This is a genomic window from Bacillus cereus group sp. MYBK30-2, from assembly GCF_051915945.1.
GTDB classification, from domain to species: Bacteria; Bacillota; Bacilli; order Bacillales; family Bacillaceae_G; genus Bacillus_A; species Bacillus_A paramycoides.
In genome coordinates this window covers 1,366,796-1,378,247 of sequence record NZ_JBQAFR010000001.1, presented here as the reverse complement: position 1 = coordinate 1,378,247, position 11,452 = coordinate 1,366,796, and the positions used below count along the sequence as shown (strand labels likewise).

The window sequence follows — 11,452 nt, the reverse complement described above, 5'->3', positions numbered from 1 at the left end:
TTTTTGTAAAAAAACTATATAATAGAAAAAGGGAACGTTATAATAGGAAGGGGCTATGAAAACAGGTGGATAAACAGCAGTACGACACGATTAAATTGCAGATTAATCAAGAGAAAGAACATATCTTGAAAGAAGTGTACGAACTAACAGCTGAAAAAAGAAAAATAGAACAAAAAAAAGAATATGATTTATATGTTGTGAAATCACGCAATAAGGTTGTACAAACGGGACAACGTATTATGGCTGGTATGCTTTCTTCACATACATTTTCACCTGAAAGAATAGAAGAATGGAATCGAAAAATTAAAAAAACAGAAGGTTTTATTCAAAAAAATGAAAGCCTTTTAGAGCAAGTAAAAGAAAAAGAACGTGTCATTGATGAAATGTATCAAGAAGATTGTAAGAAGCTTGCGAAAGTAAAAGAAAAGCTGGAAGAAAAAATGCTTCTTGATTTAAAAATGTGTATGAACGGATGAGGTGGATGTAGTGATACAGTTTGTATTACCGGTGCAGCAAAGTTTACCTCCGCAAAAAGAAAAAGGGCTAGAAGTACAATCGAAAAATGAAAATTCTTCATTCGATAATACAATGAGAATTGAAAATAAAAAGCAGCCGAAAACGGAGAAACTGAAAAAAGAAGAAGCACCTGAAGAAGAGAAGAAAGAATATCTTCTAGCAAAAAAAACGGTGACGAAAGAAGATCCGACTGTAAAGAAAGAAGAAAAAAAAGAGACAGAACAGCTATTACTAGCTGTATCTGAGCAAATGGTTGCAATTGAGCAATTACGTGTGCAACCAGAATTGTTATATCAATACATACAAAAAATACAAGAGTTATATAAAGAATACGGAAATATTAAACTGAACGAATTACCTGCGGCTGAATTACAGCAATTACAAGAACTTCTTTCAAACATGAATATTAAAAATGCTATATGTTTAGAAGATACAATGCAAATGGCGTTAGACAAGGTGACGATGTCAGAGCAGACGTTGCAAGCATTAAAAGTTGTAGAAACAGAAACTTGTAATATTGCAAAGAAAAAAGAGGAATCTAAGGGAGTAGAACTCCCGAAAGATGAGAGCGATGATGTGAAGTTAGAGTTGCTAGAAATTGATAAATTAAATGATTCAAGTTCGACGGGAGCGGAGTTATTAAATAAGACGACAGGTACCGACCAAATAGGAAAACAAAATAATGGAGCAGAGAAGGTTACATTACCTGACTTAGGCAAGAAAATGGAAGCACAAGTAGAAGCTCTACAAAAATTTGTTGTGAAACAAGAACGTGTTTTATTCCAGCTAAATCCAGAAAAACTTGGTACATTAACTGTATTTATGAAAAAGCATGGAGATCAAATTGATGTCCATGTAGAAATGGAAAAACACGATGCGAAAAAACGTGTTGAAATGATTTTTGACGAATTGAAGCTAAAGTTAAAAGAAAAAGAAATTAATATTCAAATTAGTTATTCAGACAAAGATGAAAATCGTAAAGAACAACGAGAACAAGAGCAAAGACAAAAGCAAAAATTAGCAAGTACGAAACAGGAGAAACAAGAATCAAAAGAATTTGCTGGATTATTGGAGGAATAAAGCGTGCCAACAGTTGGATTAAATACAACGAGTACAAACCATATTCCGTTACAGGCGGGAGCGCAAAAAAGTAACGCGCCTGTTAACGGTGTACAATCGCCAGTTCAACAAACAAACGGAGTATCAACAAGTGAACAAAAAACTCCTGGTGTAATGGGGAAAGATGATTTTCTGAAATTGTTTTTATCGAGTTTCCAGCATCAAGATCCGTTCAATGCAATGGATATGAATCAAATGATGAATCAGACAGCGCAGCTATCTCTTATGGAACAAGTCCAAAATATGACAAAAGCAGTTGATTCTTTAAGAACGACGATGTATTCGACAGCGCTTGATGGCGGAATGAAGTTTTTAGGGAAGTATGTAAGAGGTATTGACGGTGACGGAAAGAAAGTAGTAGGTCAAGTAGAGACAGTTCGTCTTGCAGAAAATAACGATGTGCAGCTCGTTATTGATAACAAAGTTGTATCCCTTCGTTTCGTTGAAAGAGTGTCTGATAAACCGATTGGAGACACAAATCCAGAAGACGAGAAGAAAGATGATCAAAAGGTAACTGAAGAAGTAAAAACTACAAATTCATAAGGAGTGTACATACGTTATGATTAAAGCGTTATATACAAGTATTACAGGGATGAATGCAACACAAAATGCATTAAGTGTAACTTCAAATAATATTGCCAACGCACAAACAGTTGGTTATAAGAAACAAAAAGCAATGTTTGATGATTTACTATATAACAATTCGATTGGTGCAAAAGGCGACGGGACATACGCAGGGACGAACCCAAAAAGTATCGGTAACGGTGTGAAAATGAGCGGAACGGTTACAGATTATAGTGATGGTACAATTACGCTAACTGGTGGTAAAACACAAGCAGCAATGGAAGGTAATGGTTTCTTCGTAGTTGGTGATTCAAAAGGTGGCAACATGGAATTTACGCGTAAAGGTACGTTCGGGATATCTTCAAATTACTATATTACGAATACAGAAGGCCAATACGTATTTGCATACCCAGCAAATGAAGCGACTGGTGAAGTTGATTTATCTGGTATTCCAGGGCCATTGCAAATTCCGATGGGAACAGCAATTGGCGGTATTCGAACATCAAAAGGGACGATTAAAGGAAATATTCCAACTGATGCAAAACAAATTACACAAGATTTGCCTGTATACGATAATGCAGGGAATACATGGACAATGCGTGTAGAGTTTAAACAAGATAGTGAACATAATTATACATATAAAGTACAGATGCGTAATGATTCGAAAAAAGAAACAGAGTTTAAGGATGTTCCAGGTGCAGGTGGTAATATGACATTTGATGCTGTTGGAAATCCAAATCCGAAAGAGCAAGCGGCCAATATTCCATTTGATGGTGGCTCTATAAAGTTAGACTTAAGTCATTTAACGAATCATCCGACAGATAAAACATTATCAGTAACAGACGTAGATGGTAGAGCAGCGGCGACTGTTAAAGATTGTTTCATTGCTGACGGTGGATATGTAATGGTAAAATATTCTGATGGTAGTATGAAGTCTGCTGGCCAATTAGCTGTTGCGATGTTCCCGAACGAAGGCGGCCTAATGAAAACGGGAAATGGTAACTATACAGCGACGAATACAACTGGTATTTTAGCGTTAGGTGCATCTGGTCAAAATGGAGCAGGAAAAGTACGTGGTGGTGCACAAGAAGGTGCGAACGTTGATTTATCTGTAGAATTTGTAGATTTAATGTTATACCAACGCGGATTCCAAGGAAATGCGAAAGTAATTAAAGTGTCAGATGAAGTATTAAATGAAGTTGTAAACTTAATTCGATAATAAATCGTAAAGAAAAATTGTAACGTAGTAGAAAGGGTTTTTTATTCGTATGACAAGACAAGAGCGAATTTTACAATTGCCTTTTTTCGAAAATAAACGTGAGCTTGCTGAGCAAGTGTTAAAAATAGAACGAGAAGAGCATGTATATTTACCGGATCAATTTGAAATTAAACAAGTGCCTCCATATGCATTTGGTGAGAAACAGGCAATTATTGGCCGCATTCATGAGTTTTATTTTGTGAGTGTTGGCAGTGATAGTGTTTGGAAGTATCAACTGTTTAAGGATGAGATGAAGTGCCGTGAGTTTTTTGTTATGTTGCCTGATATTACAGATCAGCAGCTTGCTTTTTGGTTCAATAACATTGAGTTATTGAAGGGTGCTTAAAAGATTTTAAAAACTTTTAAAAGCTTTCTTTTTAGGTTTTGAGAGATGACCCGGCTGAGTGAGGAATCGGTCAGTGCCTATGAGTGGCTCGCGCATTGTGAGACCAGAGATATGGAGTGGTTATAAGGTAGTTGAAGAGGCAAAAATCCAAGTGTTTAGATGGTGCCTCTTCACTTTTTGGAGAGAGGATTTATCCGAGTCTAGTAGCATTGATTTGAAATAGATTTAGATTAATTAAGATATTGTACAATTAGACTAAATTTATATAAAAGGAGAGGTGAGGAGGATGGCGCAGAATAAGTACCGCGTTACATTCATTTCGCCAAGTGAGGTTGAGCAAAGAACTGTAATGGCGGCGAGTAGTTTACCTAATTTAATACGTCAAGTAGAGAGTATTATTGCAGATCCGAACGGTTATTTTGTAAATGATAAAAAAAATAATTGCTATTTTAAAGTAATTAAAGAAAATGTTACGTATATTCAATATGAGTTACTATTTTCGGATAAGGAAATTCATATTGAAAAATTAAAGCATATGGCGCCTAGTGTATTGAAGAAATTATTTGAGAAAATAAATGATCCTGAACTATATGCTCTTTCGCTTCTTGACGTAGATATAGCGACGAAGGAATATGTGCTAGGAGAAATGGACCCAGCGTTAAGAATTAGGGTGGAAACAGAGTTTTCAAAAAAATGGGAAGCGATGCCGACAGAAATTGTAGGAGCACAAGAAGTGTTACTAGAGGCACTTGCTTCGTTTATACAAGATTAAGTTTTACCGGTAGTATTACTACTTTAAAACTGTGAGGATCACTCAACTATCTATATTTTTCATATAGGTAGTTGACTTTTTGGTTTCAATAAAGCTTAATAATTAGATATACGGAATTAATGAAAGGGGAGCGACACCTTTATGTCACAAGCACAAAGTATTTTATTAGAAAGTGGAACAAACGAATTAGAAATTGTAACGTATACTGTTGGTGAAAATTTATTTAGCATCAATGTAATGAAAGTACGTGAAATCATTAATCCATTCCCTGTTACAACTGTGCCAGAATCTCATCATGCAGTTGAAGGTGTTGTTCAAGTACGTGGTGAAATTTTACCTGTTATTAACCTAGCGACAGCTCTTAATTTAAAATCAACAAAGCCACTTGATCAAACGAAATTTATCATTTCAGAATTAAACCAAATGAAAGTTATTTTCCGTGTTGATGAAGTGCATCGTATTCAACGTATTTCGTGGGAACAAATTGATGAACCAGCTTCATTATCTATGGGACTAGAAGAAACGACATCTGGTATTGTAAAACTAGATGGGAAAATCATTTTATTATTAGATTATGAAAAAATTGTATGTGAAATTAGCGGTACTGGTTACGACAATAAATCACTTTCAGGATTAGAGCAAAAAACAGATCGAGCTGAAAAAGTTATTTATATTGCAGAAGATTCAGCGATGCTTCGTCAAATACTAGAAGAAACATTATCATCAGCTGGATATACGAAAATGAACTTCTTCAGCAATGGTGCAGAAGCGTTAGCACAAATTGAAAAACTAGCAAAAGAGCAAGGCGAAAAAATGTTTGAACATATTCACCTGCTTATTACAGATATTGAAATGCCGAAAATGGATGGACATCATTTAACGAAAGTGGTTAAGGATAGTGAAGTAATGAATCGTTTACCTGTTATTATTTTCTCTTCATTAATTACAAATGAATTATTCCATAAAGGTGAAGCAGTAGGAGCGAATGCTCAAGTAAGTAAACCGGATATCCAAGAGCTAATTGGGCTAGTTGATAAGTTAGTACTTTAAAAGCTTCTTTTAGTTGGAAGAGAGGATCCAGCCATGTGTGTAAAGACAGAAGGGTGGAGTGTTTCTAAGATAGTGTTGTTTTTCTGTAGCCACGGTGGTGATAATGTTCATTCTTTAGGGTGGATTAGTTAGCGCTGCGTATAAAAAAATTTTAATTTTGCCCTCATCTTTACTATAAAGGTGAGGGTTTTCTTACTTGATGTCCAATTATTTTAGCTATAAGATTTTGTGGTGACGCAAACTTTTTCGGTGAAAATATATTCTGAATACCATATAATATAATTAAGTGGAGTTTTACTGATATAATATTTTGCGTAGCTATTTTTTATTTTTAAATATTTGTTAAAAATCGTTTTTTTGATACTTTTTATACCCTTTTGTATGTTAATTATTTGACAGATAATTTCGAAATGTTATAATATGGATATGCAAAAATTTCTATTTTCTTAAAAGGCATGGGAGTCCGATGAGAATTGTGAGAGGATGAGGGGAGTGGCACAGATTATGTATCACCACACAGCAATTAATGTATTAAGTCTTTTACAAAACATGTCAAATAATAAAACGAAAAATTTAAAATTAGAAGCGGAATTTCAAAAAATAGAGAAACAATTCCGAGTAGGCTATGAAGAGTTAATCGATTTATATAATAGAATGGTATTATTTCAAATAGATATAGAAAAAAATGGCGGTATGCGAGTATATGAAAAATCAGCGATTACTTGGTTGAAGTCTGAACTAGAACTATTGTATGAAGTATATCAATTTTGTCAACGTCATGGCTTAAACATCGCAAATATTTCAAAATATGTTAGTAAAAATGAATTGAATCTTTTTCCGAAAACGGAAAGCCAATTACAAAATACGTATTATAAATTAAAAAAACAAGAGATGCCGTTTGAAAATATTGAAAAACAAAAACCAGGGCGAAAACGAAAATATATATCTGTAAAAGAGACGATTGCCCAGACGAAACAAGAAAGCAAACAAGAAGTAAAAGAAGACGTTCGAAGTGAAGAGGATGAAAAAAGCCTCGTAACAGTTATATCAGGTATCGTTGACAACTTTGAAACTATTAGTCAATGTAGTGAAAAGAAAGAACATGAATTACACCAGTTCATGGAAGGGATTTATAAGCTTTCTAGCATGGCTGCAGGTCGTTCGAAAGATGAAAAAAATGCACGTGGTCTTGAAGGACAATTACAGTCGCTACAGGCTGAAAATGAAAGATTAAAGCGAGAGAAAGAAGAACTTGTTCATGATATTAAAGAAATGACGCATCATTTAATTCATTTCATTACGAGCTCTGACATCGATCAAATTCGCACATTGCCTTACTTCGTAAAAGAGTGCAAACAAGATCTACATAAGCTAGGGTTATATAACGCGCAAGACGGCAAAATGAAAATTATGGTTGACCGCAGTGGACAAGTTATGACCGTAACACAATAAAAAAATTGGGTACAAAATAAAAGGGAGATACATAGTGTATATGTATTTCCCTTTTGTTTTGTATGGAATCGCTCTAAAAAAAGAAAAATGTATTTTGTAAAAACATTATTAGTGAAACTAAAATTAATAATTTATGGTTAACAATAAATCAGTTAGCGACTTGACTTGGAAAAACAGTCCATATCATTAGTTTACGGTTTTGATACGGATGAAACCCACAATCTAGACCTGTTTTTTGTTGAAATTACAATAAATAAAGAACAGAAAAGTAACTGTCAAAATGTTTTAGCCATAAGTTTTAGCATTTAATTTGGCTTAATAGGAAATTCTATTGATAGCAAAGCACTTATCTAATTTTAGTTTTAGAAAGGAGAGAAGCGGATGGATTCAATATGGCTAGAGTATGCTTGGGCATTATTAATTCTAATCGGATTAGAAGGATTGTTATCGGCTGACAATGCCCTTGTACTAGCAGTTATAGCCAAGCATTTACCCGAGGAAGAGAAAAAACGAGCTATAAATTACGGGATCATTATGGCCTTCGCTTTTCGTTTTGCAGCCCTTTTTGCCATTTCATTTATTGCAAATGTTTGGCAAATACAGGCAATAGGAGCAGCCTATCTTCTTTATTTAGGATTGAAGCATGTCATTCAGGCGCAATTCGGAAAAGACAATCAAAATATTCATGAGGAAGATGAAAAGGAAGCGGCAGGTAAAAGCTACTGGTTCACAGTAGGAAAGATTGCATTAGCTGACCTCGCTTTTGCAATTGATTCGATATTAGCTGCGGTTGCTCTTGCCCTCGGTCTTCCGGATTCACCGCTAGAAGATTTCGGTGGTATGGATGGAGGACAGTTCATCGTTGTACTTCTCGGAGGGATTGCCGGACTTATCTTAATTAAATTTGCGGCAACTTGGTTTGTACAATTACTTGAGAAACGTCCAGCATTGGAAACAACAGCATATGCAATTGTTGCCTGGGTCGGCGTCAAACTTGCTGTAATTACACTTGCTCATGAGGATATTGGTATTTTAAATCATGATTTCCCACACAGTACAACTTGGACTTTAATCTTCTACGGAGTATTAGTCGGTATTGCACTAATTGGTTGGTTTGCACCGGGAAATAAGTCAGCTCAGAATAATCCTGAAAGGTAATAAAAAGGTCAGAGCATTATGTGCTTTGTCCTTTTTAACAATAATTATATTGTGTATTTTTCGATTTAACGCTATAATTACAGTGTTAAAGATGGAATCGTGATATGACCTGTTATGAATCTATCATTTTATTTATGAATAAATGGATTGGTATTTTAGCAAGATGTGCTAATAAACTACTCCACCATGATGATAACGTACCAAAAATGTGGTGCGTATATTTTCGTGGTGGAGTTTTTTTATTCTCAAAAAGGGGGAGTAACCATGAACGACAGCATGGTTCATATTACAATTGACGGCAAAGAATATAGTGCTGAGCCTGGTTCAACTTTACTAGGCATTATTAATGAGAACGAAATTGAACATCCACAAATTTGTTACGTACCGGAAGTGGATCCGATTCAAACGTGTGATACTTGTATTGTAGAAGTGAATGGAAAGCTTGTACGATCGTGTTCTACAGTAGTGACGGACGGTATGAATATTGAGTTGTCCTCTATTAGTGCGAAGGCAGCGCAACATGAGGCGATGGACCGCTTATTGGAAAATCATTTACTTTATTGTACGGTGTGTGACAACAATAACGGGAACTGTAAATTACATAATACGGCAGAATTAATGGAAATAGAGCATCAAAAATATCCTTACGAGCCAAAAGTTGATGCAAAAGAAGTTGATATGTCTCACCCATTTTATCGCTATGATCCAAATCAATGTATCGCGTGCGGTCAATGCGTAGAGGTGTGTCAAAACTTACAAGTAAATGAAACGTTATCTATAGATTGGGAAGCGGAGCGTCCTCGTGTTATTTGGGACGATGGAGTAGATATTAATGATTCTTCATGTGTAAGTTGCGGTCAATGTGTAACGATTTGTCCTTGTAATGCATTAATGGAGAAATCGATGCTTGGTGAAGCTGGATTTATGACAGGGCTAAAACCAGATGTTCTTGAGCCAATGGTTGACCTTATTAAAGAAGTGGAACCTGGATATAGCGGTATTTTTGCTGTGTCAGAAGTAGAAGCTGCGATGCGCGACACCCGTACGAAGAAGACGAAAACAGTATGTACATTTTGTGGTGTAGGTTGTTCATTTGAAGTATGGACGAAGGGCCGTAAAATTCTTAAAGTACAACCAACTTCTGAGGCACCTGTTAATGCGATTTCCACTTGTGTAAAAGGAAAATTCGGTTGGGATTTCGTTAATTCTGAAAAACGACTTACGAAACCTTTAATTCGTAAAAATGGAGTGTTCGTTGAATCAACTTGGGAAGAAGCGCTTAATGTAGTGGCGAATAAATTAAGCTCTATTAAAGAAGAGCACGGTAAAGGTTCTATCGGCTTTATTTCTTCTTCTAAAATTACGAATGAAGATAATTATGTTATTCAAAAATTAGCGCGTCAAGTGTTTGAAACGAATAACGTCGATAACTGCTCACGTTATTGTCAATCACCAGCGACAGATGGATTGTTCCGTACAATTGGTATGGGCGGAGATGCAGGGACGATCAAAGATATCGCGCAATCAGGTCTTGTTATTATCGTTGGTTGTAATCCAACAGAAGGCCACCCAGTATTAGCAACTCGTGTGAAACGTGCGCATAAACTTCACGGTCAAAAGCTAATTGTTGCAGATCTTCGTAAAACCGAAATGGTAGAGCGTTCAGATATTTTTATTAGTCCAAAGCAGGGCACAGACCAAGTATGGTTAATGGCTGTTACGAAATATATGATTGATCAAGGTTGGCATGATGAGCAGTTCGTCGACGAAAATGTAAACTTCTATGAAGATTTCAAAGAAAGTCTGGCAGAATATACGCTTGAATATACAGAAGAGATTACAGGTATTTCAAAAGAAACGCTCGTTAAAATGGCTGAAATGATTCGTGATGCAGATGGTACTTGTATTCTTTGGGGAATGGGTGTAACGCAAAATACGGGTGGTTCAGATACTTCTGCTGCAATTTCAAATTTATTACTTGCAACAGGAAACTATCGTCGTCCAGGTGCTGGTGCATATCCACTTCGAGGCCATAATAACGTGCAAGGTGCTTGTGATATGGGAACACTTCCAGGGTGGCTTCCAGGGTATCAGCACGTTACTGACGATGTAGAACGTGCGAAATTTGAAATAGCTTACGGAGTAAAAATTGATAATAAACCAGGTCTAAATAATATTGAAATGCTTCACGCAATTGATGAAGGGAAAATGAAAGCTATGTATCTTGTTGGAGAGGATATGGCTCTTGTAGACTCTAATGCAAATCACGTACATGAAGTGTTATCAAGCCTTGAATTCTTTGTCGTTCAAGATGTATTCCTTTCTAAAACGGCACAATATGCAGATGTAGTTTTACCAGCAGCACCATCTCTTGAAAAAGAAGGTACTTTTACAAATACAGAGCGTCGTGTACAAAGATTATATCAAGTACTTCCAACGCTAGGTGATGCGAAACCAGACTGGTGGATTGTACAGGCAATTGCCAATAAACTAGGTGCAAACTGGGACTACAGTCATCCAAGTGAAATCTTTGCTGAAATGGCAAGCTTATCACCACTATTCGCACACGCAAACTATAAAGTGCTTGAAGGATGGAACAGTTTCCACTGGGGGAGTTTTGATGGAACGAATACGCCGCTTCTTTTCCAAGATGGATTTAACTTCCCGGACAAAAAGGCTCGTTTTGCGATAGCAGATTGGGTACGTCCTGCTGAATTCCCGGCTGAATACGATCTTCACATTAATAACGGCCGTATGCTTGAACATTTCCATGAAGGGAACATGACAAACAAATCAACTGGTATTCAATCGAAAGTACCAGGTGTTTTCGTTGAAGTTTCTCCAGAACTTGCACAGGAACGTGGAGTGAAAACTGGCTCATTAGTACGCCTTGTTTCTCCATTTGGAGCACTTAAATTACGTGCGCTTGTAACGGATCGTGTAAAAGCAAATGAACTTTATTTACCGATGAACTCAACGGATAAAGATTCGGCAATTAATTTCTTAACAGGTCCTGCGGTTGATTTGCGTACAAATACGCCCGCATATAAACAAACGAAAGTGCGTATGGAAGTGTTACAAGTAGAAGGGGAAAATCCGATGCCAAAAACGAACCCACGTAATAAAAAGCGTCATCCTCAAAACGGCATTGAGGTAAATCGCAAGTGGGCTCGTCCAGGCTACGTACATTTAACGGATAACTAGGGAGGAGAAAAGA

The 11,452-nt window shown here is 36.3% G+C and carries 11 protein-coding genes; all 11 read left to right on the top strand.

Annotation, left to right across the window (positions count from 1 at the left end):
• Positions 1 to 65: 65 nt before the first annotated feature.
• The 11 genes from ACTFQM_RS07180 (at position 66) to fdhF (ending at position 11,439) form a co-directional block, all read left to right on the top strand.
• Positions 66 to 476 carry a cytoplasmic protein gene (locus ACTFQM_RS07180; RefSeq protein ID WP_071720896.1) on the top strand — a complete coding sequence of 137 codons (411 nt, stop codon included), beginning with the start codon at positions 66 to 68 and terminating at the stop codon, positions 474 to 476.
• 10 nt (positions 477 to 486) lie between these two features.
• Positions 487 to 1,596, top strand: coding sequence for a flagellar hook-length control protein FliK (locus ACTFQM_RS07175; RefSeq protein ID WP_440033914.1), 1,110 nt, complete (start codon positions 487 to 489; stop codon positions 1,594 to 1,596).
• A 3-nt stretch (positions 1,597 to 1,599) separates the two neighbouring features.
• Positions 1,600 to 2,178 (top strand): flagellar hook assembly protein FlgD, encoded by a 579-nt coding sequence (locus ACTFQM_RS07170; RefSeq protein WP_440033913.1) that lies wholly within the window; start codon positions 1,600 to 1,602, stop codon positions 2,176 to 2,178.
• A 16-nt stretch (positions 2,179 to 2,194) separates the two neighbouring features.
• Positions 2,195 to 3,418 carry a flagellar hook protein FlgE gene (locus tag ACTFQM_RS07165; RefSeq protein WP_265621088.1) on the top strand — a complete coding sequence of 408 codons (1,224 nt, stop codon included), beginning with the start codon at positions 2,195 to 2,197 and terminating at the stop codon, positions 3,416 to 3,418.
• Positions 3,419 to 3,467: 49 nt separating this feature from the next.
• Positions 3,468 to 3,803: a DUF3964 family protein gene (locus ACTFQM_RS07160; RefSeq protein WP_071720888.1), complete on the top strand. Its 336-nt coding sequence runs from the start codon at positions 3,468 to 3,470 to the stop codon at positions 3,801 to 3,803.
• 286 nt (positions 3,804 to 4,089) lie between these two features.
• Positions 4,090 to 4,575, top strand: coding sequence for a LysR family transcriptional regulator (locus ACTFQM_RS07155; RefSeq protein ID WP_440033912.1), 486 nt, complete (start codon positions 4,090 to 4,092; stop codon positions 4,573 to 4,575).
• A gap of 141 nt (positions 4,576 to 4,716) precedes the next feature.
• Positions 4,717 to 5,625, top strand: coding sequence for a chemotaxis protein (locus ACTFQM_RS07150; RefSeq protein WP_000075950.1), 909 nt, complete (start codon positions 4,717 to 4,719; stop codon positions 5,623 to 5,625).
• A gap of 504 nt (positions 5,626 to 6,129) precedes the next feature.
• On the top strand, positions 6,130 to 7,077 hold the full coding sequence (locus ACTFQM_RS07145; RefSeq protein WP_440034399.1) for a DNA-binding domain-containing protein: 948 nt from the start codon (positions 6,130 to 6,132) through the stop codon (positions 7,075 to 7,077).
• A 381-nt stretch (positions 7,078 to 7,458) separates the two neighbouring features.
• Positions 7,459 to 8,235, top strand: coding sequence for a TerC family protein (locus ACTFQM_RS07140; protein ID WP_002171268.1), 777 nt, complete (start codon positions 7,459 to 7,461; stop codon positions 8,233 to 8,235).
• A gap of 104 nt (positions 8,236 to 8,339) precedes the next feature.
• Positions 8,340 to 8,531, top strand: a complete 192-nt coding sequence (locus ACTFQM_RS07135) for a hypothetical protein (protein ID WP_002158491.1) — start codon at positions 8,340 to 8,342, stop codon at positions 8,529 to 8,531.
• Positions 8,500 to 11,439 carry a formate dehydrogenase subunit alpha gene (gene fdhF, locus ACTFQM_RS07130; protein ID WP_440033910.1) on the top strand — a complete coding sequence of 980 codons (2,940 nt, stop codon included), beginning with the start codon at positions 8,500 to 8,502 and terminating at the stop codon, positions 11,437 to 11,439. Before ACTFQM_RS07135 ends, fdhF begins: the two co-directional genes overlap by 32 nt.
• Positions 11,440 to 11,452 lie beyond the last annotated feature (13 nt).